Genomic DNA, 22,326 nt, shown 5'->3' on the forward strand with positions numbered 1-22,326 from the left:
CACCCCTCGAACGTAACTCACGCCGCCGACAGCCCCCGCAGTTATCCACAGGCCGGGTGGCCGACCCGTCGATCAGCAGGCCGGGGCGGCCTCACAGGCACCGGCGGACGCACGCCGGACGGCCGCACAACTGTATCCGCGAGCCCCGCGGCCGAACCGTTTGTCCACAGCCCCCCGCAGCCGCGGAAGCCGTTACGGCGTCTGCTGCGAGGCGCCACGTCATCTGTCGCGAGGCGTTACATCGTCTGCTGCGAGGCCGCCGCGGTGACCTCCCGCAGCCATGGCGTCTTCGCGTCGACGCGGCTGCTCTTCTGGACGTCCCAGGCGCCGTAGCGGGGGTTCAGGTCGACGTGGAGTTCCTTGGAGGCGGTGGACATCGCCTTCCAGAAGGTGGCCTTGCCGTCGGTGGTGTTCATGTCGACGCCGAGCTTGGCGGCCAGCTTCTGCGCCTCGATCTCGGTGCGCAGGCTGTCCTCGAGGTGCGCCGGCGCCACGCCGTAGTTCTGCAGCCAGGCGGATTCCAGCGCCTTCGCGCCGCCCGCCTGCGCTTCGAGGGACGTCCGTAGCTGTTGGGTGTCCTTGCGGGTCACGGTCACCCCCGCGTCCTTCGCGGCCCGGTCCAGGACCCGGTCCAGGACCATGCCGTGCAGGGTGTCGCGGGCGAGGGTGCCGGTCTTGGCGATGGTCTGCTCGTACTGGGCCTCGTCGGTGGTGGCGGCCCGCTGCGCCGCACGCACCTCGTTCACCCGGCTCTCCAGCTGCGCGACCGTGATCCGCTGACCGCCGACGACGGCCGCGGCGCCTGGATGGGCGGCGCTGCCGCACGCGGTGAGCAGGGGGGCCGCCGCGACGATCGCGGCGGAGAGGACGAGCGCGGTGCGACGGCGGCGGTGCAAGGAAGCCTCCCGAGGAGATTGTGCGACGGTGCACAAAGTCTTGCGGTGATCGATGGTAGGCAGTGGCCCAGCTCTCGGCCACCCTTTCGACCAACGATTCGCCCAGCCTTCAGGCACCGTCGCACCATCACACCGGCATCATCCGTGTCACGGGGGCGTCGCAGCCCAGGCACCGCAGGCACCGCAGGCACCGCAGGCACCACAGGCACGCCAGGCACGCCAGGCACCCCAGGCACCCCAGGCACCCCAGGCACCCCAGGCACCCCAAGCACCATCGCACCGGAATCATCCGTGTCGGGGGAGGGTCAGCCCGTGATCGCCACCGGCGCGTCCCACGCGTCCCGGTCCACGGTGATCGTGTAGGCGCCGCGCGTCTCCTTGCTGTTCACCATGTACTGGTGGGCGCGGCTGTGATTCGTGAACTGGGTGGCGCCGAACGGCCAGTCCGCGGTCGTGGTGTTCTGCTTGTCCCACAGCGCGTACCAGAGGTTGCCCGGCAGGTCGGTCTTGTCCGTCGCGTTCGCGATGGCCTTGGCGCTGGAGCTGGTGAAGCCGTAGAAGCCGGTGCGGTACGTCTTGGCGTGCAGGGCCTTGTCGAAGGCGCGCACGTACGTCAGCACGGCGTTGTTGCACGCAGTGTTGGTGGTGTCGTACGCCTCCATGTCCAGGTAGACCGGGCTGCCGGCCTTCATGCCGAGCGCGGAGGCCTTGGCGACCGCGTCCGCGCCGTCGGTGGCGCCGAGCGAGGCGGCGTTGGAAGCGGTGAGCTTCTCGGGGCTGGACCCGGTCTGGCAGGACGGCTGGGCGCCGACGTACAGCGGGATGAGCTTCCAGCCGGCCGCGCTGACCGACTTCACCCAGGAGGCGGTCAGGTTGGGCTGGCCGCAACCGCGGTTCTTGCCGCCTACGTAGACGGCGGCGGCACCGTAGAAGCCGGTGTTCCAGGCCTTCATCGCGGACAGGGACGGCGCGGCGCAGGTGTCGAAGGCCCGCCCCGTGAAGGTCCGCTGCGCGGGCCACGTGGTGGCGGCCATCGAGGTCTGCGCGGCTATCCCGGCTCCGGCGACGACGGCGGCGCCGGCCGCGGCCCAGGCCGCATATCTGCGCTTCTTGGAATGCCGATGGCTGGACATGAAATCCCCACCCCATGGTTCAAGTGACGGGTGCGCGGGGCACGCGCGCGTGCGGCGCGATGCCGAGGGCCGGTGAGGGACACGGAGGCGCGCACGCGCGCGCCCGGCGCACGAAAGCGGATCGCAACGTACCGGTCACGCCCCCACAGTTCGGGAAACCCCGCACCTTGATCACTACAAGGTTCGGCCAAGGTGGCGCAAAACCCGCGGTCCGGCGCCCGTGGTCAGCCTCGCACCTGCCCCAGCCACTGCAGGGTCCGCCGGATCTCCGCCGCCATCGGATACCCGGGCCCGCGCAGTCGTTCCACGTCGTGAAGCAGCCGGGCCAGTGTGTCGTGGGCGGCGCCGCGGTCGCCGAGGGCGAGCAGCAAGTGCCCCATGCGACGGCGGACTTCGAGGGCGATCTCGGGATCCCCGGCGACGTACTGGTTCTCGTAGTACGGCAGCAGCGCGCGGTACTCAGCGAGCGCCGCGGCGGGTTCGCCGAGCTGCTCCAGGCACTGGGCGGCCTCGTAGCGGAAGCGCAGGGCCTGCGGGTCGGCCTGCCCTGCCTCGGCGGCGCGTTCGTCGGCGAGACGGCGCAGTTCGGGCAGCGCGCGCCGGTACTGCCCGTCGTCCATCAGCGTGGCCGCGTACTGCTTGCGCAAGGTGCGCACGACGGGCGAGTGCTCCCCGTGCTCGGCGGCGGCAGCCGGCAGGATCGAACCGAGCATGTCGACGGCCTGCGTGATGCGCCCCTCACCCAGCAGCCGCTTGACCTCGTCGACGGCGCCCGCGACGTCGGGTTTCTCCACGGCGGGCGCGGCCTGCGGCTGGGGCGCGGGTATGCGCGCCCGGTCCGGCCAGGGGGCGTGCGGGCGCAGGAAAGGGCGCGTGGGGTCCAGCGGGGCGCCCGTGGGCATGCCACGCGCCGGCAGCAGCGGGAGCAGTTGCTCGTACGTCTCCTGCGCGGACGCCGGCCGGTGCTGCGGGTCCTTGGAGAGCAGGCGCAGGACGAGAGCCTCCAGCGCGGGCGGCACTTCGGGGCGCAGTCGGCGCACCGGGAGCGGGGGCTCGTAGAGGTGGCGATGCAGCACGCCGAGCGCCGTCGACCCGGAGAACGGCACGTCTCCACTGAGGAGTTCATGCAGCAGTACACCGAGTGCGTACAGGTCCGTGTACGGGCCGACCGCGCCGCCCATCGCCTGCTCGGGGGCCATGTAGGCGGGCGAGCCGATGGGTGAACCGGTGTGGGTGAGCCGCGTCGTGTCCGTGTCCATGACGGAGGCGACGCCGAGGTCGAGGACGGTGACCGTGCCGTCCTGCTTGACCATCACGTTGCGCGGCTTGAGGTCGCGGTGCACGATCGGCACGGCGTGCACGGCGCTCAGCACGGCGCACAGTTGCGCGGCGACCGCCACCGCCCACTGCCAGGGGTACGGGTCGTGTTCGGCGAGGTGGTCGGAGAGGTCGGCCCCGTCCACGTACTGCATGACGAGGAACAGCTCCTCGCCCTCGCTGCCCGCGTCGTGGACCGTGACCAGGCCGGGGTGGTCGACCTGCGCGGTGACCCGGCACTCGCGCACGAAGCGGCGGCGCAGCTCGTCGGCCTCCTGGCCCGCGACCTTGTCGGGGCGCAGCAGCTTGACGGCCACACGCCGGTCGAGACGCTGGTCGTACGCCGTCCAGACCTGGCCCATGCCGCCCTGCCCGATCAGCGTGGACAGCTCGTAGCGATCCGCGACCACGCGCCCCGTCGCCACGCTCACCTGCCGTCCTCGTGGCGGCCGTCGCGCTTGCGGAGATAGTCACTGAGTTCGTCGAGCTCGGCGCGCACCTGGTCGATCCGGGCGGGCGCGGGCCGCTGCGGGGGTGGCGGAACAGGGGTGTGGGGCGCGGGTGCGGGCAGGGGTGTCACCGGCGGCTGCGGGTGCGTGGCCGCGTACGGCGAAGGCGAAGGGGAATGCGGGTAGCCGTAGTTCACGGCCGGGGCCGGGGTCGGCAGATACCCGGTCGGGTACAGCCGGTGGTGGTGGCGGATGTCCGCGTACAGGAAGTAGCCGGCGCAGGCCACGGCGTTCAGCAGCAGGATGATCATGCCCGTGTTGCCGTTCGGGCTGCTGAAGTCGTCGGTGTGGTCGGTACTCAGGAAGGCGAAGCTGATGCCCAGGACCACCAACGACCCCGCGAAGATCCACCAGTCGGCAGGCCGCCGGGTCACGATCGCCGCCCTGAGCGGCGCCACCCACGCCAGGAATCCGATGCTGAGGATCGCCAATGCCACGAAGATCACGCGCAGCACGACCAACACGCCGGTCGACGGTCGCTGCGGCGGAGGCGGCGCGTAGCCGTGGCCTTGCATGGCTGCTCCTGGAGGCCTGATGGGGACGGACGTACGAGTTCGGAGTCCGAGCGTATAGGCCGACAAGGACAACCGGTCCCGGGTTGTACCGAACCGTTGTCGTGCTGATCACTTCGCGCGCCCCGGCGGGTTTTCGAGCGCTACTTCGGAAGCTCCCGTTCCGTCGGTGGGGGCGACTGTCGGGTCAGTCCGGGGGCGACTGTCCCGTCAGTCCGGGGGCGACTGTCCCGTCAGTCCGGGGGCGACTGTCGGGTCAGTCCGGGGCGACCGTCCCGTCCGTCAGCCCGTCGTACATGCCGCGCACGAGTTGCTCGCCGAGCCGGCCCGCGCGCCGGAGCGCGTCCTCGAACTCGGCGAGCGCGCGGAAGCGCGCGCCGTAGCGGCGCTGCTCGTCGAGCGGCAGCCTCGGCAGCTGGAGCCGGCGCACGTCGAGCCGGGTGGCGGTGGACGCGTAGCTGCTGGCCTGGCGGTTGTTGGCGGTGCCGCGCAGGAAACCGGCCAGGAACCACGGGTCGAGGTCGGCGGGCTCGGGGCGCAGGAGCGTGAGGTTGCGCCCCAGGGCCGCGCCCGCGGTGTTCTCGTCGACCACGCGCGCGATGGACCCGCCTCCGAGCACGGGCACGACGACATCGCCCGTCTCGACCAGCACGGCTTCCTCCTCCCCTGCGGGGAGGGTCCCGGACGGCGCGGTGCCGGCGAGCACGTCGTGGTCGGTGAGCACCGGCACGCGCGCGGGGGCGCCATTTCCACCCGTGCGCAACAGGAGTGCGCCCCCGCGCGCCAGTTCGCCGACGGTGATGAGCGGCCAGCGCGCGGGTTGTGTGCGCCGGGCCTCGGGGGGCGTGAGATCGGCGGTGAGGCGCAGGGTCTCACCGAGGCGCTCGCGCACCCTCGCGAGCTGCTCGGTGCCGCCCCCCGCGGCGGCCGGAGGCAGGTGCCGGGCGGGCGCCAGATCGACGTCGTCGTCGAGGAGTTCGATGACGGGCACCGCACGGCTGAACCCAGGCTCCTGCCGCGCGCTGCCGGTGCGCTCGAAGGGCCGCCAGGCATCGAGGACCGCACTGCGCACAGCCCGCCAGTCGAGGCCGCCCCGGCCGTCGGCGGCCAGGGCACCGGTGTCGATGAGCAGCAACTCGGGCTGAGCGGGCGCCTTTTCGGGGCGGCGCAGCACCCAGATGTGGAGCGGGATGTTGTACGGGGCCGCCGCGCCGATCGGCAGGGCGATCACGGCGCGCAGGGCGCCGCGGCGCAGCAGGTCGGCGCGGATGCGGCGGCCCGAGCGGCGGGAGGCCGCGGCCGGGGGCATCAGCATGACGGCACTGCCGCCGTCCTTGAGGTGGGCCAACGCGTGCTGTACCCAGGCCAGTTCCGACTCGGTGCGGGCCGGGAAGCCGTACTCCCAGCGCGCGTCGTAGGCGAGTTCGTCGTGACCCCAGTTGCGCTCGTTGAAGGGCGGGTGGCACAGGACGGCGTCGGCCTGGAGCGTGGGATGCGCGTCGGCGCGCAGGGTGTCCCCGGCGGCGGTGCGGACGGCGGCCTTCCCCTGGAGCGCGAGCCGCAGCGCGGAGAGCGCCGCCAGTTCGGGGGCGCTGTCCTGGCCGTAGAGCTCCTGGTCCGGCCGGGGCGCCACGGCGCGCAGGAGCGCGCCGGTGCCGCACGCCGGATCGAGCGCCGTGCGCGCCGGTCCCGCGAGCTCAGCCATCAGCGCGGCGAGGTCGGCCGGCGTGAGCGTGTACTGGCGCGGGTTGTTGTCGAGGTGCCGCCCCAGCAGAAACTCGTACGTCTGCCGCGCCCCCAACTCCGCGGCGAGCTCGGCGGCGCCCCGCAGGAGCGGGGCGGACGGCAGCAGCTCGGGGCCGGCCGGGGTGTTCACAGCACGCTCCCGGGGCGCGCCGAAGCGGGGGGTGATCACCTGGTCGAGCACGGCGGGCAGCAGGGCGGCCAGGCGTTCGTCGGAGCCCGCGCTCAGCTCCAGCCAGTCGGTGGGACGGTCGTGGATGAGCAGGAGCGCGCAGCCGGCGTGCACGAGAGCGGTGACGGGGCCCTCGGGGTGTCCGGCGAGTTGCTGCCAGACGCGTTCGCGCAGCGGGACCTCGGCGAGTTTGCCCTGGTCGCGCAGCCACGCCTCGACTTCGGCGAGCGCGAAGGAGGGGCTGGTCTCGGTGCCGCCGACCGGCTTGGGGAAGTCGGCGTGGCGGCGGCGCCAGTTACTGACGGCGGCACGGCCGACCCCGGCGAGCCGTGCGATCCCGGCAGCCGTCACCTCTGTCGCGTTGTCCTGCACCCGCCTGGCTCCCCTCGTTCTGGTCGGTGACTCCCGGCCCCCGTGGCCATGGTCGTGACCTGTGTACGCCTGTGGCATCGCCCTGGCCTGCGACGCCCGTTGCCTCTGCCGTGCCGTGCCGTGCGACGCCCGTGGCCCCCGAGGCGACCTGCGGCGCCCGCGCGGACCTGCCTTGCCTGGTGACGTCGGTAACGCCGCCTTGGGCCGACGGACTCGAAGAGCGCCGCCTTGGGTCGGCGACCCGAACAGCGCCGCCTAGGCCCGGTGACCCCGGTAGCGCCGCCCCGGGCTGTGACTCCCGTCGCGCCGCCCCTCGTCTGTGACCCCGAGCATACCGGCGTATGCAAGATCTACCCCTTCACACGTGTGTACACAACCTTCCGCGTGAATCGTGTTGACTCGGTTCACACGCTCTGCTGTTATTGACCCATCGAACGAGCGACTGCCACGAAGCGGCAGTCGCCGCCGTAGGGGAGGGGACTGTCATGGGGATGAAGGGCAAGATCGCGCTGGGGGCCGTCGTGGGCGTGGCCGTCATCGGAGCCGTGTCGGCGAACGCCGGCAGCAACGGGAACAGCGCTTCCGGCGCCAAGGGCACCGACACCTCCGCCTCCGCCGAGCGCGGGTCCGGCACGACGAAATCCGACGCCAAGCCGCACGCCAAGGCGGACAAGCCCGAGAAGAAGGTCGCCTTCCAGGGGGACGGCGACTTCCAGGTCGGTACGGACATCAAGCCCGGCACCTACCGGACCACGGGCAACACCGACGACATGTGCTACTGGGAGCGCGCCAAGGACGCCTCGGGTGAGGTGGGCTCCCTGATCGCCAACGACAACGTCAGCGGCACCAGTTACGTGACCATCAAGGCCGGCGACAAGCTCTTCAAGTCCAGCGGCTGCGAGGACTGGGAGGCCGTCGGCCCGAAGGCGTCCGGTGCACCGGCCTCGCGGATGAAGGGCGACGGCGGTATGTACAGAGTCGGCGCGGACATCGCGCCCGGCACCTACAAGTCCACCGGCAACACCGATGACTCCTGCTACTGGGAGCGCGCCAAGGACGCCACGCACTCCATGAACTCGATCGTGGCCAACAACAACGTGACCGGCACGGCCATCGTCACCATCAGCGCCGGCGACGGCTACTTCAAGACCACGGGCTGCGGGGACTGGAAGAAGACCGGCTGACAAGACCGGCTGACACCGTCTGCCCGTCTGCCCGTCCGCCCGTCCGTCCCGACTCCCCCTCGCCCGTCCCCACTCCCCTGCCCGTCCTCACTCCCCCTCGCCCGTCCCCACCCCCCTGCGCGCCCCCACGGGCGCCCCGCTCGCCCATACGTCTTCACCACCACACATCACGTCAAGGAAATCTCATGCGTCGCACCGCACTTGCCGCTCTCTGCCTCGCCGCCGCGGCCACCGTGGGTCTCACCGGCTGTCTGCCCGGCGAGAACAAGGCGGACAACAAGCCGAAGGGCCCGTTCGCCGGGCTGACCGGGGGCGAAATCGCCGACCGCGCCGTGAAGGCCACCACGGGCGCCACCTCGCTCCGGATGAAGGGGGACGTCCCCGACGACCAGGACGGCGGCACGATCGGCATCGACATGGCCCTCGACAAGAAGGGCGAGTGCGCCGGCACGATGAGCATGGCCGGCCAGGGCAAGGCCGATCTCATCAAGACCGGCGACACCGTCTACATGAAGTACGACGAGGCGTTCCTGCGCGCCCAGGGCAAGGGCCAGTCCAAGTCCGAGACCGACGGGGTCGTGGCCATGCTGGCCGGCAAGTGGACCAAGATGTCCGCGACCGGCTCGGACGCCAAGGACATCGCGAGCTTCTGCGATCTGAACTCCGTGCTCGGCGGTGCGGAGGACGTGAACTCCGACGCCACCCGCGGCAAGACCACGACCGTCGACGGCACCCCCGCGATCGTCTTGCACGAGAAGGACGGCAAGGACCGCTACACCCTCTACGTCGCCACCGAGGGCAAGCCCTACCTGCTGCGGGTCGACAGCAGCTCCGCCAAGGACCCGGGCACGCTCACCTTCAGCGACTACGAGAAGCCGGTCCCGGCCAAGGCCCCCGCAGGCAAGGTCCTCGACCTGGACAAGCTGGGCGGCTGACCTCGCGACAACTCACCGGCCACAAGCCATACGTCGAGCTCACAGGGGGTGCCGCACCCACACATTGGGCTCGACGTATACGGCGTACCCGCGCCCCGGCTCGCAGTGCACGGGCACCAGCCCGCCCGGCACCTCGACGAGGCCCTCCGTGTCGAAGGGCAGGCCCGTCCAGCCGCGCCACTCCGCCGGCGAGGCGGACACCGTCATGGACGCCGACGCCACCGCCTCGATCACGCCGCCCGCCCGGACGTGGACCCGCAGCCACGGGTCGTGCGGCAGTCCGTCGGGGCGCTTCCGGAACGCGTACTCGTCCATCGGGGTGTGCGGTTCCAGGTGCTTGGCGCTGGGGCGGACGGGGGCGACGACCTCGTCGAAGCCGTGTGCCCGGGCGTTGTCCCGCATGGCGGAGAGCATCAGCGCCGACAGGCCGCCGCGCTGGGCGTGCGGGGCGACGACGATCGAGATGGCGCTGACCGTGTCGGGCGGTGTGCCGCGGCGCCGGTCGGCGAACGCCCAGGCCAGCACCTGGTCCCAGCCCCGGGCGGGCAGCCCGCCCCGCTCCTCGCCCGCGAGGGCGAAGGGCACGCTGTGGGCGTGGGCGACCACGTCTCCGTGCTCGTCCTCGGCGAACAGCACATGTTCCGGGAGCTCGGTGGCGATCCGGCCGTAGTGCGTGTCGCCCACCGCGTCGTGGACAAGGAACTCCGGCCACGTGGTGGCCATCCGGACGACCTGCCCCAGCATCTGAGGACGTTCGGCGAGACTCGACACCTTCAGCTGCACGCCGCCCACCTCTCGACGCCCCTCGCCATACCGATCGCTGACGTCTCAACACCCGTCGAGCCCATACGGCAGACAGCCGGCCCTAGTTCGCGTGGAACCGCTCAGGTGCCCGCGTCGGGTTGCCGCCCGAAGGGAGCTTCTGGCCGGGGCAGCCGGCCAGCACCTTCTTCATGGCCGCCTTCTCGGCCGCGGTGACCCACAGCCCGTACTTCTTCTTCACGGCGACCTGGGCGGCGACATACGTGCAGCGGTACGCCTTGTCGGGCGGGAGCCAGGTCGCGGTGTCGCCGTCACCCTTGCTGCGGTTGGCGCTGGCGCCGACGGCGCGGAGGTTGAGCGGGTCGTTGGCCAGGGCTATCCGCTTGCTCGCGTCCCAGTACTTGGCGCCCTTCTGCCAGGCGTCCGAGAGCGCGACGAGGTGGTCTATGTCCACCAGGCTGCGGCCACGCGCGAACGTCACGTCCTTGCCGCCGTACGGGTCCGGGGAGAGGAGACCGGCGGACACCTTGCACTTGCCGTCGCTGAACTTCACGTCCTTCAGGTCCCGTTTGAGGATGTCGTCACGGGTGTCGCACCGGTTCGAGTCCGTGTCGGCCCAGGCCGTTCCGAACCGCTCCCGGCTGTATCCCGTCTTGGGCGCGCGCCCCTTGACGGTCAGTGAGTCCACGGCGGTGAGCGCGGCGCCACCGGCCGTCGTCCGCTCCGGGCCCGCGGAACCCGTGGTCTCCTTCTTGCAGCCGCTGACACCGGCGCCGACGGTGAACAGCACCAGCGCGGCCACGGCCGCCCCACCCCTCAGACGCAGCACGACGCCCCTCCCCTTGCCTCCCCGGGTCCGCCCTGTACAGGGCGGGTTTCCGCTGCCCCCACGGTAGCGCCCGGGATCCCTCGGCCATACCCGTCCTCAACGGGCAATCGGCGCACGCCGGGCGTACCGCCGGTGGTGAGTCACCTGCCCCACCCGGGCACCCGGGCACCCGGGCCGAAGCGGGGCGAGTCGCAACGCGGGCCCCAACACAGGCCACACCGCAGGTCAAAACCCAGGCCACACCGCACGTCAAAACACAGGCCACACCGCAGGTCAAAACACAGGCCAAAACGCGGGCCGATGCCCGCGTAGGCCCGTCACGACCCCAGGATCGAAGCCAAGAACTCCCCCGTCCATCCCAGCAACTCCCGTCCCACCAACGGCTTCCCGCCCACCTTCGCCGTCTTCGGGCGGGGCACCAGGATCTGGTGGGCGGCCGGCTTGATGACGGTTCCGGGGTAAAGGCGCTTCAGGCGGAGTTCCTGGGATTCGCGCAACTCCACCGGCGCGAAGCGGATGTTGGTGCCCTGGAGGACGATGTCACCGACGCCGCAGGCGCGCGCCAGCATGCGCAGTCCGGCCACGAGCAGCAGGTTCTCCACGGGCTCGGGCAACTTGCCGTAGCGGTCGACGAGTTCCTCGCGTACGGACTTGATGTCCTCCTCCGTGTTGGCGGAGGCGATGGAACGGTAGGCCTGCAGGCGCAGGCGCTCGCCCGGGGCGTAGTCGTGCGGGACGTGCGCGTCGACCGGGAGCTCGATCTTGACCTCCAGGGGCGGTTCCTCCTCCACGCCGCCTTCCAGGGAGGCGCGGTAGTCCGCGACCGCCTCGCCGACCATGCGGACGTACAGGTCGAAGCCGACGCCCGCGATGTGCCCGGACTGCTCGCCGCCGAGGAGGTTTCCGGCGCCGCGGATCTCCAGGTCCTTCATCGCGACGTACATGCCCGCGCCCATCTCGGTGTGCTGGGCGATGGTGGCGAGACGCTCGTGCGCGGTCTCCGTGAGGGGCTTCTCCGGCGGGTAGAGGAAGTACGCGTAGCCGCGCTCGCGGCCTCGGCCGACGCGGCCGCGCAGCTGGTGCAGCTGCGAGAGGCCGAAGTTGTCACCGCGCTCCACGATCAGGGTGTTGGCGTTGGAGATGTCGATGCCCGACTCGACGATCGTCGTCGACACGAGCACGTCGAACTTCTTCTCCCAGAAGTCGACGACGACCTGCTCCAGGGACTGTTCCGACATCTGGCCGTGGGCCGTGGCGATGCGCGCCTCCGGGACGATCTCTCTCAGCCGCGCGGTCGCGCGGTCGATGGACTCGACGCGGTTGTGGATGTAGAAGACCTGGCCCTCGCGCAGCAGTTCACGGCGGATCGCCGCGCCGATCTGCTTCTGCTCGTACGGGCCGACGAAGGTCAGCACCGGGTGGCGCTCCTCCGGGGGCGTGGTGATCGTGGACATCTCGCGGATGCCCGTCACGGCCATTTCGAGCGTACGGGGGATGGGGGTCGCGGACATCGTCAGTACGTCGACGTTCGCGCGCAGCTTCTTCAGCTGTTCCTTGTGCTCGACGCCGAAGCGCTGCTCCTCGTCGACGACGACCAGGCCCAGGTCCTTGAACTTCGTCTCCGACGAGAACAGCCGGTGCGTTCCGATGACGACGTCCACCGAGCCCTCGCGCAGGCCTTCCAGGACCGCCTTCGCCTCCGTGTCCGTCTGGAAGCGGGACAGGGCACGGACGTTCACCGGGAACTGCGAGTAGCGCTCGGAGAAGGTGCCGAAGTGCTGCTGCACCAGCAGCGTGGTCGGCACCAGCACCGCCACCTGCTTGCCGTCCTGCACCGCCTTGAAGGCCGCGCGGACCGCGATCTCCGTCTTGCCGTAGCCGACGTCGCCGCAGACCAGGCGGTCCATCGGGACCGTCTTCTCCATGTCCTCCTTGACCTCGGCGATCGTCGTCAGCTGGTCGGGCGTCTCCGCGTACGGGAACGCGTCCTCCAGCTCGCGCTGCCACGGGGTGTCGGAGCCGAACGCGTGCCCCGGGGCCGCCATGCGGGCGCTGTACAGCTTGATGAGGTCCGCCGCGATCTCCTTGACCGCCTTCTTGGCGCGCGCCTTGGTCTTCGTCCAGTCGGCGCCGCCCAGGCGGTGCAGGGTCGGGGCCTCACCGCCCACGTACTTGGTGATCTGTTCCAGCTGGTCGGTGGGGATGTAGAGGCGGTCGCCCGGCTGGCCGCGCTTGGCCGGGGCGTACTCCACGACCAGGTACTCGCGGGTCGCGCTCTGGACGGTGCGCTGCACCATCTCGATGTAGCGGCCGACGCCGTGCTGCTCGTGGACGATGTAGTCGCCGGCTTCGAGACTCAGGGGGTCGATGGTCTTGCGGCGGCGGGCCGGCATGCGCGCGCCGTCCTTGCCGGCCGCCTTCTGGCCGGAGAGGTCGGTCTCCGTCAGGACGGCGAGCTTGAGCGCCTGGTCCACGAAGCCGTAGTCGATCGAGCCGCAGGAGACGTGCACCACGGAGGGGGTGATCGCCCCCAGCTCGATGTCCAGGCGGGCCGCGATGCCCTCGCCGCCGAGGACCTCGACGGTGCGGGCGGCCGGGCCGTGCGCCTCCGTGACGTACACCGTGCGCCAGCCGTCGGCCAGCCAGCCCTTGGTGTCGGCGAGCGCGCGGGCGGTGTCGCCGCGGTAGCTCTCGGGGGCGTGCATGCCGAGCTTCAGCGTGTCCGCGTGCAGCTCCTCGTCCGCGGCGAACGGCGACACCGACCACCACATCATGTCCAGCTCGCGCGCCCGGTCCCGTACGTCCGCGATGGACCACAGGGAGGCGGCACCCACGTCGATGGGGGCCTCGCCGCCGCCGGCCGTCGCCGCCCAGGACGCCTGCAGGAACTCCTGCGACGTCGCCACCAGGTCCGCCGCCCGCGTCCGGACCCGCTCCGGGTCGCACACGACGGTCATCGAGCCCTTGGGCAGGACGTCGAGCAGCAGCTCCATGTCGTCGACCAGGACCGGAGCCAGCGACTCCATTCCCTCTACGGCGATGCCCTCGGCGATCTTGCCGAGCAGCTCGCCCAGCTCCGGGTGCTCCTCCGCGAGGCGCGCCGCCCGCTGCCGTACGTCGTCCGTGAGCAGCAGCTCACGGCAGGGCGCCGCCCACACGCCGTGCTCGGCGACTTCGAGGGACCGCTGGTCGGCGACCTTGAAGTATCGGATCTCCTCGACGTCATCGCCCCAGAACTCCACCCGGAGCGGGTGCTCCTCGGTGGGCGGGAAGACGTCCAGGATGCCGCCGCGGACGGCGAACTCGCCGCGCTTCTCGACGAGCTCGACGCGGGTGTACGCGGCCGCCGCGAGCGCTTCCACGACCTCGCCCAGATCGGCGGCCTGGCCCGTGCGCAGGGCCACCGGCTCCAGGTCGCCGAGGCCCTTGACCTGCGGCTGGAGCACGGAGCGGACCGGGGCGACGACGACCGAGACCGGGCCGGTCTCCGGGTCGTCGGGGCGCGGGTGGGCGAGGCGGCGCAGGACCGCCAGGCGCCGGCCGACGGTGTCCGACCTGGGAGACAGGCGCTCGTGCGGGAGGGTCTCCCAGGAGGGGTACTCGACGACCCCCTCCGGCGGGAGGAGGGAGCGCAGCGCAGCGGCCAGGTCCTCGGCCTCGCGGCCCGTCGCCGTCACCGCCAGTACGGGACGGGCGGCCTCGCGGGCCAGGGCCGCCACCGCGAAGGGGCGGGCCGCGGGCGGGCCGACCAGGTCGACATGCATGCGGTTGCCGTCGGTGGCGGCCTTCACCGCTTCCGCGAGGGCGGCGTCCTTGACGACGGCGTCGAGCAGACCGTGCAGGCTCATGAAGGGCTTCCATCCCGGGGAGTGGGCAACGCGAACCGCCCGACACGTCGTACGGGCCGGGGGCCTCCAGCGTAACGCCGCGCTCGCCCGAGCCGGGGGGCTGTGGATAACCCTGGCCGTGATGTCCCCGGGGTTGCTGCGCTGCCCCCCTTGGGCCGGGCCGCCCTGGGGGCCCCCGCCCCCGGACCCCGTATCGCGCTGACGCGCTCGTCCTCACACGCCGGACGGCCTGCACATTGCCCCCCTGGCGGGGTCCGCGGCGGAGCCCCTGGAAGATGGGACGGGTGGGGGCGGCGGGAGCGACAACCCGCCCTCACGCCCCGCACTCGCCCACGCCCGCCCTCACGCTCCGGCACTCGCCCCCCCACACCCGCCCTCAGCCCCCCGCAGTCGCCCACCCGCCCTCGTACGCGCTGCACCTCCCGGCCGCCCGTCGCCGCGGCCTCCCTCGCGCTGACGACCACGCTCCCGCTGTCCCTGCTGACCGAGTCCGAGACGTACCGCAAGCCCGCGCGCGTCAGCGCCGTCGAGCGGATGCTGAAGCTCGTGCCGGACGGAGCGAGTGTCGAGGCGAACACCGGGCCGAGCACCCGGCTCATCTCGCGCTGCCGGGTCTTCTGGGTCGGCACCGCCCACGGCGTCACCCCTGACTTCATCGCCCTGGACAACACCTCCCGCTCGATCCACGACGTCGAGGCGTACGCCCGTCAGCTGCACCCGCACGCCGCGTACGCCGTCGTCGGCGCCGCCTACGGCTACGTACTCCTCGGACGGCGGTAGCAGCCAGCAGCCGCTGCACACGGTGGAACCCGCCACAGGAGACACACCGCAGGCCCGGCCCAAGGAACCCGGCCGGAACACGCCGCAGGCCCGGCCCGAGGAGATCGACTCTCCTCGGGCCGGGCCCGTCCCCCGCAACCCCCGTACGCGGTGGCTCTGTCGCGGTCTCGCGGCCGCTGTTCGGTCAGTCGGTGGCGATCGCGTTCAGCACATTCATCCGGCCCGCCCGGAACGCCGGGATCAGGGCGGCGAACAGGCCCACGAACGCCGAGCCGATGAACACGACGATGATGGTCGGCCAGGGGATGTCCAGAACCTTCAGGCCCTCCAGAGCGAGGAGCTTCTGGGCGGTGGCGCCCCAGCTCATGCCCAGGCCGAGGCCCAGCAGGGCGCCGAAGAGGGCGATGACGACCGACTCCAGACGGATCATGCGGCGCAGCTGGCGGCGGGAGAGGCCGATGGCACGCATCAGGCCGATCTCGCGGGTGCGCTCGACGACCGACAGGGCCAGGGTGTTCACGACACCCAGGACCGCGACGACGATCGCGAGGGCCAGCAGGCCGTAGACCATGTTCAGGAGCTGGCCGATCTGGTCCTTCAACTCCTGCTTGTAGTCCGTCTGGTCGCGGACCTGGTACTGCGGGTACGGCTCCATGGACTTCTTCAGGGCCGCGTACGCCTGCTTCTCCTGGCCGTCCTTGGCCTTGGCGAACATGATCACGTTCGACGGGATCTTGTTCGCGGGCAGGTACTTCTTCATCGTCTCGATGCTGGTGTACCGGGCGCCCTGGTCGATGGCCACGTCGTCGTCCGTGATGGCCGCGACCTTCAGCTTCGCCGTCCGGCCGCCGTCGAAGGCCACGGACAGCGTGTCTCCGAGCCGCACACCGTGCTTCTCGGCGTACTTCGAGCCGACCGACATGGCGTCCTTGCCGTACGCCGCCGACAGCTCCCCCGCGGTCGTCTTGCGGCGCAGGTCCTGGGCGTACGTGGGGTCGGCCGCGGTGATTCCGGAGTCGTCGACCTGGCCGTCCGGCGAGGTCAGCTTCGCCTTGAGATCCTTGTAGCGGGTGACGTGATCCAGGCCCGGCGTCGCCTCCATGGCCTTTTCGGCCTGCGGCACGATCAGCTGGGTGTTGCCCTGGACGATGAAGTCCGCGCCGACCGACTTGTCGAGCTCGTCGGTCGCAGAGGCCACCATGGACGAGCCGACCACGGAGAGGCAGGCGACCAGGGCGAGGCCGATCATCAGGGCCGCGCCGGTGGCGCCCGTACGGCGCGGGTTGCGCAGCGCGTTGCGCTCGGCGAGCCGGCCGACCGGGCCGAACACCCGCAGCAGCACGGCGCTGAGCACCCGGACCACGCCGCCCGCGAGCAGCGGGCCGATGATCACGAAGCCGATGAGCGTGAGGACGACTCCCGCGCCCAGCACCAGCGACCCGTCGCTCGCCTTGTCGGCGGTGGCCGCCGTGTAGAGGGCGAACGCTCCGGCGCCGGTCAGCACCAGGCCGATCAGACCGCGTACGAGACCGGCCTTGCCGTCCGCCGGGGTGCCGGCGTCGCGCAGCGCCGCCATCGGGGAGACCTTGCCGGCGCGGCGGGCCGGGAGGTAGGCGGCGAGGACGGTGACCACGACGCCCAGAAGCAGACCCACCACCGGAGTGGTCGCCTTCACCGTCAGGTCGCGGGTCGACAGGTCCATCCCCATCGACGACATGAGCTTCATCAGGCCGACCGCGAGACCGACGCCCGCGCCGACGCCGAGGACCGAGCCGAAGAAGCCGAGCAGCAGCGCCTCGACCAGGACCGACCGGTTGACCTGCTTGCGGGAGGAGCCGATGGCGCGCATCAGGCCGATCTCGCGGGTGCGCTGGGCGACCAGCATCGAGAAGGTGTTGATGATCAGGAAGATGCCCACCAGGAACGCGATGCCGGCGAAGCCGAGCATGGCGTACTTGATGACGTTCATGAACGAGCTGATGCCCTTGCGGTTCTCGTCGGAGTTCTCCTTCTGGGTCTGGACCTTGAAGGAACCCGACCCGGCGAGCGCCGCGGAGACGTTCTGCTTGAGCTGTGCGTCGGAGACCCCGGACGCGGCGGAGAGGTTGAGCTGGGTGAACCGGCCGGTGGCGCCGAGCAGTTCGCGCTGCGCGGTGGCGGTGTCGAAGTAGACGACAGCGGCACCCGGGTTGGTCACCTTGAAGGTGGCGATACCGACGATCCTCGCCTTGAAGTCACCGGTGACCGCGATGGTGCGCAGTTCGTCGCCCATCTTCAGGTGGTGCTTGTCGGCGGTGTCGGCGTCGACCATCACCTCGGTCGGACCGCGCGGGGCGTGCCCCTGCGTGATCTCCATGGACCGGAGGTCGTTGTGCGTCCAGTTGCCCGCGATGGTCGGGGCGCCGGTGGTGGACCCCATGTTCTTGTTGTCGCCGTTGACGACGGTCACGTTCATCGAACTGACGGCGCCCTCGGCGGACTTGACGCCGTGCGCCTTCTTCGCCCGCTCCAGTGCGGCGGCCGGCAGCGACTCGGGCCTGCCGTTCTGCGGGGTGCTGCCGTCGCTCTTGGCCGCCTTGGGCAGCACCGTCACATCGGACGAGGTGACCGCGAACAGCTTGTCGAACGTCGTGTTCATCGTGTCGGTGAACACCAGCGTGCCGCAGACGAAGCCCACCGACAGCAGCACCGCCACCGCCGACAGGGCCATGCGTCCCTTGTGCGCGAAGAAGTTGCGCATCGAGGTCTTCAGGACGGTCATGACGTACGCCCCCGGGCGTCGAAGTCCTTCATCCGGTCCAGGACCTGATCGGCCGTCGGCTGGAACATCTCGTCGACGATGCTGCCGTCCGCGAGATACAGCACACGGTCCGCGTACGAGGCCGCCACCGGGTCGTGCGTGACCATCACGATGGTCTGGCCGAGCTCGTCCACGGAACGGCGCAGGAAGCCCAGCACCTCGGCGCCCGCACGGGAGTCCAGGTTTCCGGTCGGCTCGTCACCGAAGATGATCTCGGGCCGGGCGGCCAGTGCCCGCGCCACCGCGACGCGCTGCTGCTGTCCGCCGGAGAGCTGGTTCGGCCGGTGCGTGAGACGGTCGGCGAGCCCGACGGTCTCGACGACCTGGCTCAGCCAGCCCTTGTCCGGCTTGCGGCCCGCGATGTCCATGGGCAGCGTGATGTTCTCTATCGCGTTCAGCGTCGGCAGCAGGTTGAACGCCTGGAAGATGAAGCCGATCCGGTCCCGGCGCAGTTGCGTGAGCTTCTTGTCCTTGAGCCCGGTGATCTCGGTCTCGTCCAGGTAGATCTGACCGCTCGTCACAGTGTCGAGCCCGGCGAGGCAGTGCATCAGCGTGGACTTGCCGGACCCCGAGGGGCCCATGATCGCGGTGAACCGGCCCCGCGCGACATCCACGTCGATGTGGTCCAGGGCGACGACGCGCGTCTCCCCCGACCCGTACGCCTTCACGACCTGCCGAGCCCGCGCGGCAACGGCCGTACGCCCTCCAGTGCCCCCGTGCCTGGGAATGGTTACAGCCGATGTCACGGTATATCTCCTAAAGTCGGTCAGCTGATACAGCGCGCTGTACTGCACGCTGTACTGCGCGTTGTACTGCGCTCTGTGCAGCGCCGCGTCGATCAGTGCTTGGGTACGTCGGTAAGTCTGGTGCCGGGAGGTGGTCCGGCGCGCTGGTGCTCAGCGCAGTCTTTTGCTGGGGAAAACCCCACCCCCCGTGGGTTCGGGACACCCCCCGTGGGTTCGGTGCGCCGCCCCCCTGGGTTCGGTGCGCCGTCCCCGCGAGTCCGGTGCGCCGCCCCCCCCAGCGGCGTAAAGCCAGGTTAAGGACGAGACCCGCCTCTCCTCGTCCTCCGCCGGGACGAACCCTCCCCGAGCCGTAGTACGGAGATACCCCTAGGGGCCCTCCACCCTTCGGTGGACTCCTTCTCGGGGGCACCTCCACCCTTGAGCCCCCTCAGCGTCCACCCTCCCGCGACGTGAGGGTCAAGTGGGAGAGTGTCCGTGGGCAGATAGGTGCAACGGGAAGGAATCTCGTGGACCAGGGGGATGCGGGCCAGGGGGAAACCGAGATACGGGCCGCGGCGGCGGGACCGGCGGGCTCGATGGGATCGGCGGGGTCGACGGGATCGGCGGGCTCCGCCGGCTCGGTGGGCTCCACGAGTTCCACCGGCTCGGTGGGCTCCACCGGCTCGGTGGGCTCGGTGGGTTCGGTGGGCTCCGCCGGCTCGGTGGGCTCGGGGGGCCGGTCTCAGGACACCCCCCGCGGGCGCCGCGCCGTCGTCGCCGCCCTGATGCTCTCGATGGCGCTGGCCGCGCTCGACTCCACCATCGTCTCGACGGCCGTACCGCAGATCGTCGGCGACCTCGGCGGCTTCTCCCTCTTCTCCTGGCTGTTCTCGGGGTATCTGCTGGCGGTCACGGTCACCCTGCCGGTGTACGGCAAACTGTCGGACACCTTCGGCCGCAAGCCGGTGCTGATCGCGGGCGCCGTCCTCTTCCTCCTCGGCTCCCTGCTCTGCGCCACCGCCTGGAACATGGCCGCGCTCATCGCCTTCCGTATCGTGCAGGGCCTGGGCGGCGGCGCCCTCCAGGGCACGGTGCAGACGCTCGCCGCCGACCTCTATCCGCTCAAGGAACGCCCCAAGATCCAGGCCAAGTTGTCGACGGTGTGGGCGACGTCGGCGGTCGCGGGCCCGGCCCTCGGCGGAGTGTTCGCCGCGTACGCCGACTGGCGGTGGATCTTCCTCATCAACCTGCCGATCGGCGCGCTCGCGCTGTGGCTGATCGTCCGCCATCTGCACGAGCCGGTACGGGAGAGGGGGCAGCGTCCGCGCATCGACTGGGCGGGCGCGCTCGCCGTCTTCGCCTGCGGCGGCGTGCTGCTGACCGCGCTGGTGCAGGGCGGCGTGGCCTGGGGCTGGCTGTCGGCACCGTCGATCGCCCTGTTCGGCACGGGACTCGCTCTGATCGCGCTGGTCGTCGCCGTCGAGCGCAGGGCGGCCGAACCGATCATCCCCGGCTGGGTGTGGCGGCGCCGCACCATCGCCGCGGTGAACCTGGCGCTCGGCGCGCTCGGTCTGCTCATGGTCGCGCCCGCGGTGTTCCTGCCCACGTACGCGCAGGCGGTTCTCGGTCTGGCGCCGATAGCCGCCGGATTCGTCCTCTCCGTATGGACGTTGAGCTGGCCGCTGTCCGCCGCGCTCAGCCAGCACGTGTACCGGCGCATCGGCTTCCGCAACACCGCGATGCTCGGCATCGGCGCGGCGACCCTGCTCCTGCTGGCCTTCCCCTTCCTGCCGTACCCCGGCCGCCCCTGGCAGCCGGCCCTCCTCATGCTCCTGCTCGGCGGCGCACTCGGTCTCTTCCAACTCCCCCTGATCATCGGCGTCCAGTCGACCGTCGACTGGGCCGAGCGCGGTACGACGACGGCATCGGTCCTCTTCTGCCGCCAGACCGGACAGACGGTGGGCGCGGCCCTGTTCGGCGCGATCGCCAACGGCGTGCTCGCCGCGCGGCTCGGCGGAGCCGGGGATCTCGACTCGGTGACCCGCGCACTGGACTCGGGCGCCGCCGGCGAGCACCTGCGCCACGCGGTCGCCGACGCGGTCCACGCCGTCTACCTCGGCGCGGCCTGCGCCGCCGCGCTCTCCTTCCTGGTCCTGCTGTTCGTCGCCCCGCGCCGCTTCCCGGTGCTGCAGAACCCCACGGACTGAGTCCCAGGCGTCGACAGTCCAGGCGTCGACAGTCCCAGTCGTCGCTCGGCTCACATCGGGAACGCGGAGAGACGCAGGTGAACGCGGGTAACACCCCAGGTCACCGAAGTAAGCGCATACCGACCGCTCAGTTTGGTGAAAGTGCCGCGCACCCGGGATACCTGCGAGTAGCGTGCGCTGCTCACCCCCCAGCTCCCTGCGGTCCGCACCGGACCCGAGCCACGCAAGGAGAAACGGGATGCCAGACGCGTTCTCGTCCCCCGAGTACCAGCCCCCACACCCGCCGCCGTATCAGCCGCCACACCAACCGCCGTATCAGCCGTCACACCAGCCGCCGCACCAATGGTCGTATGAGCCGCCGCACCAACCGCGCCACAGGCGACCGTACGAACCGTCGCCCCCACCGCCTCCTCAAGCCCCCTACCGGTCACCGCAGCCACGACAGCCACGACAGTCACCGGAGCCGCCGGAGTCAGCGGAGTTCCCGCAGTTCCTGGAGTCCCCGAACAGCTCCTCGCCCTCCTACGTCACCTATCCGTGGCAGCCGCCACCCCCCGAACCCGCGCGACCGCGGCTGCCCCGCCACCAGGCGCTGGGGCGCCACAGCGACATCAGGCTGCTGCGCGGCGCGTACCGATGGCAGCGCCGGGTGGCGACACTCACCGCGCTCGGATACTTCACCCTGTTCCTGCTCCTGTCGGCGTTCGCACCGGCACTGATGACGAGCACGGTGTCCGGCGGGCTGTCGACCGGACTGCTGCTGGGACTGCTCCAAGTGCCCGTCACCTGTCTGGCCATCGGGCTGTACGAGTACACGGCGCGCCGGCGCGTCGACCCGATCGCGGACCGGATCCGCAAGCAGGCAGAGCTGGACGCGAAGCGGGAGGCGGCTCGATGACAGGAGCGACTGGGTTGACCGGGGTGACCGACGTGACTGGGGTGAGCGGGGTGACCGACGTGACCCGGGTGACCGGGCTGACCGGGTTCAGCAGTTCCGCGCAGGCCATGTCGCTGGTGGCGTTCACGGCGGTGGCCACCATCACGCTGCTGCTGTGCGTGATGACCGGCCCCGACCGCGACGACCTGGACGAGTTCTACACGGGGTACGGCTCCCTGTCGCCGATGCGCAACGGGCTGGCCATCGCCGGGGACTACATCTCCGCGGCGACCGTGCTCGGCACCGGCGGGGTCATCGCGCTCGCGGGTTACGACGGCGTCGTCCTCGCCCTCAGCACCGCCCTCTCCCTCATGCTGCTGATGTTCCTGCTGGCCGAACCGCTGCGCAACGCGGGCCGGTTCACCATGGGCGACGCGCTCGCGCGCCGGATGCCGGGGCGCGCGGTGCGCATGACGGCGTGCGCGGTGACGATCGTCGCGCTGCTCCCCCTGATGCTGGTCCAACTGGCCGGTACGGGCGATCTGCTGGCGTTCATCCTCGGGTTCTCCAGCGACTCCCTCAAGACGGGCTGCATCATCGGCCTCGGCGCCCTGATGATCAGCTACGCGGCGATCGGCGGTATGAAGGGCACCGCCCTCATCCAGATCCTGAAGATCGTGATGCTGCTCGGCTCCGGGGCGGTGGTCGCCGTACTCATCCTGCAC

15 protein-coding genes and 1 pseudogene are annotated in these 22,326 nt (G+C 71.1%); 6 read left to right on the top strand and 10 right to left on the bottom strand.

Annotated elements, in window-relative coordinates:
• Positions 1–236: 236 nt before the first annotated feature.
• The 5 genes from ACFVXA_RS27270 to ACFVXA_RS27290 form a co-directional block, all read right to left on the bottom strand.
• Positions 237–896, bottom strand: a complete 660-nt coding sequence (locus tag ACFVXA_RS27270; protein WP_390027116.1) for a SurA N-terminal domain-containing protein — start codon at positions 894–896, stop codon at positions 237–239.
• A gap of 305 nt (positions 897–1,201) precedes the next feature.
• A complete protein-coding gene (locus ACFVXA_RS27275; protein ID WP_389751848.1) occupies positions 1,202–2,029 on the bottom strand; it encodes a glycoside hydrolase domain-containing protein in 828 nt (275 codons plus the stop codon).
• A 224-nt stretch (positions 2,030–2,253) separates the two neighbouring features.
• Positions 2,254–3,735, bottom strand: coding sequence for a protein kinase (locus tag ACFVXA_RS27280; RefSeq protein ID WP_362016884.1), 1,482 nt, complete (start codon positions 3,733–3,735; stop codon positions 2,254–2,256).
• A gap of 38 nt (positions 3,736–3,773) precedes the next feature.
• On the bottom strand, positions 3,774–4,370 hold the full coding sequence (locus ACFVXA_RS27285) for a hypothetical protein (protein ID WP_389471768.1): 597 nt from the start codon (positions 4,368–4,370) through the stop codon (positions 3,774–3,776).
• Between the two features lie 253 nt (positions 4,371–4,623).
• Positions 4,624–6,654: an N-6 DNA methylase gene (locus ACFVXA_RS27290; protein ID WP_383741906.1), complete on the bottom strand. Its 2,031-nt coding sequence runs from the start codon at positions 6,652–6,654 to the stop codon at positions 4,624–4,626.
• A gap of 485 nt (positions 6,655–7,139) precedes the next feature.
• Here ACFVXA_RS27290 and ACFVXA_RS27295 point away from each other — a divergent pair, with 485 nt between their 5' ends.
• Positions 7,140–7,838, top strand: a complete 699-nt coding sequence (locus ACFVXA_RS27295) for a hypothetical protein (RefSeq protein ID WP_362016027.1) — start codon at positions 7,140–7,142, stop codon at positions 7,836–7,838.
• Positions 7,839–8,023: 185 nt separating this feature from the next.
• Positions 8,024–8,773, top strand: a complete 750-nt coding sequence (locus tag ACFVXA_RS27300; protein WP_383741909.1) for a hypothetical protein — start codon at positions 8,024–8,026, stop codon at positions 8,771–8,773.
• A 39-nt stretch (positions 8,774–8,812) separates the two neighbouring features.
• Here ACFVXA_RS27300 and ACFVXA_RS27305 read toward each other — a convergent pair whose 3' ends face one another.
• The 3 genes from ACFVXA_RS27305 to mfd all read right to left on the bottom strand — a co-directional run bounded on the left by ACFVXA_RS27305 (position 8,813) and on the right by mfd (position 14,212).
• Positions 8,813–9,556 (bottom strand): GNAT family N-acetyltransferase, encoded by a 744-nt coding sequence (locus ACFVXA_RS27305; protein WP_390027120.1) that lies wholly within the window; start codon positions 9,554–9,556, stop codon positions 8,813–8,815.
• A gap of 82 nt (positions 9,557–9,638) precedes the next feature.
• Positions 9,639–10,364 carry an HNH endonuclease family protein gene (locus ACFVXA_RS27310; RefSeq protein WP_384019042.1) on the bottom strand — a complete coding sequence of 242 codons (726 nt, stop codon included), beginning with the start codon at positions 10,362–10,364 and terminating at the stop codon, positions 9,639–9,641.
• Positions 10,365–10,681: 317 nt separating this feature from the next.
• Positions 10,682–14,212 (bottom strand): transcription-repair coupling factor, encoded by a 3,531-nt coding sequence (gene mfd / locus ACFVXA_RS27315; RefSeq protein ID WP_390027123.1) that lies wholly within the window; start codon positions 14,210–14,212, stop codon positions 10,682–10,684.
• Positions 14,213–14,746: 534 nt separating this feature from the next.
• On the opposite strand from mfd, the gene ACFVXA_RS27320 reads away from it, so the two are divergent.
• Positions 14,747–14,992 carry a hypothetical protein gene (locus ACFVXA_RS27320; RefSeq protein WP_390027126.1) on the top strand — a complete coding sequence of 82 codons (246 nt, stop codon included), beginning with the start codon at positions 14,747–14,749 and terminating at the stop codon, positions 14,990–14,992.
• Between the two features lie 184 nt (positions 14,993–15,176).
• Here ACFVXA_RS27320 and ACFVXA_RS27325 read toward each other — a convergent pair whose 3' ends face one another.
• Positions 15,177–17,753, bottom strand: a complete 2,577-nt coding sequence (locus tag ACFVXA_RS27325) for an ABC transporter permease (RefSeq protein WP_383741212.1) — start codon at positions 17,751–17,753, stop codon at positions 15,177–15,179.
• Positions 17,750–18,538, bottom strand: a complete 789-nt coding sequence (locus tag ACFVXA_RS27330) for an ABC transporter ATP-binding protein (protein WP_362016039.1) — start codon at positions 18,536–18,538, stop codon at positions 17,750–17,752. Before ACFVXA_RS27330 ends, ACFVXA_RS27325 begins: the two co-directional genes overlap by 4 nt.
• A gap of 506 nt (positions 18,539–19,044) precedes the next feature.
• On the opposite strand from ACFVXA_RS27330, the gene ACFVXA_RS27335 reads away from it, so the two are divergent.
• The 3 genes and pseudogenes from ACFVXA_RS27335 to ACFVXA_RS27345 all read left to right on the top strand — a co-directional run.
• A complete protein-coding gene (locus tag ACFVXA_RS27335; protein ID WP_390027129.1) occupies positions 19,045–20,724 on the top strand; it encodes an MFS transporter in 1,680 nt (559 codons plus the stop codon).
• Positions 20,725–21,217: 493 nt separating this feature from the next.
• On the top strand, positions 21,218–21,622 hold the full coding sequence (locus ACFVXA_RS27340) for a DUF485 domain-containing protein (protein WP_362016888.1): 405 nt from the start codon (positions 21,218–21,220) through the stop codon (positions 21,620–21,622).
• A gap of 107 nt (positions 21,623–21,729) precedes the next feature.
• Positions 21,730–22,326: pseudogene (locus ACFVXA_RS27345) on the top strand (cation acetate symporter); the annotation flags it as partial.

Origin of the sequence: Streptomyces sp. NPDC058246 (assembly GCF_042881985.1) — a bacterium.
Taxonomy (GTDB): domain Bacteria; phylum Actinomycetota; class Actinomycetes; order Streptomycetales; family Streptomycetaceae; genus Streptomyces.

Bases quoted from the DNA above. Each gene is read 5' to 3' on its own strand.
- ACFVXA_RS27275 (WP_389751848.1), bottom strand. From the start codon at position 2,029: ATGTCCAGCCATCGGCATTCCAAGAAGCGCAGATATGCGGCCTGGGCC.
- ACFVXA_RS27285 (WP_389471768.1), bottom strand. From the start codon at position 4,370: ATGCAAGGCCACGGCTACGCGCCGCCTCCGCCGCAGCGACCGTCGACC.
- ACFVXA_RS27295 (WP_362016027.1), top strand. From the start codon at position 7,140: ATGGGGATGAAGGGCAAGATCGCGCTGGGGGCCGTCGTGGGCGTGGCC.
- ACFVXA_RS27300 (WP_383741909.1), top strand. From the start codon at position 8,024: ATGCGTCGCACCGCACTTGCCGCTCTCTGCCTCGCCGCCGCGGCCACC.
- mfd (WP_390027123.1), bottom strand. From the start codon at position 14,212: ATGAGCCTGCACGGTCTGCTCGACGCCGTCGTCAAGGACGCCGCCCTC.
- ACFVXA_RS27320 (WP_390027126.1), top strand. From the start codon at position 14,747: ATGCTGAAGCTCGTGCCGGACGGAGCGAGTGTCGAGGCGAACACCGGG.
- ACFVXA_RS27325 (WP_383741212.1), bottom strand. From the start codon at position 17,753: ATGACCGTCCTGAAGACCTCGATGCGCAACTTCTTCGCGCACAAGGGA.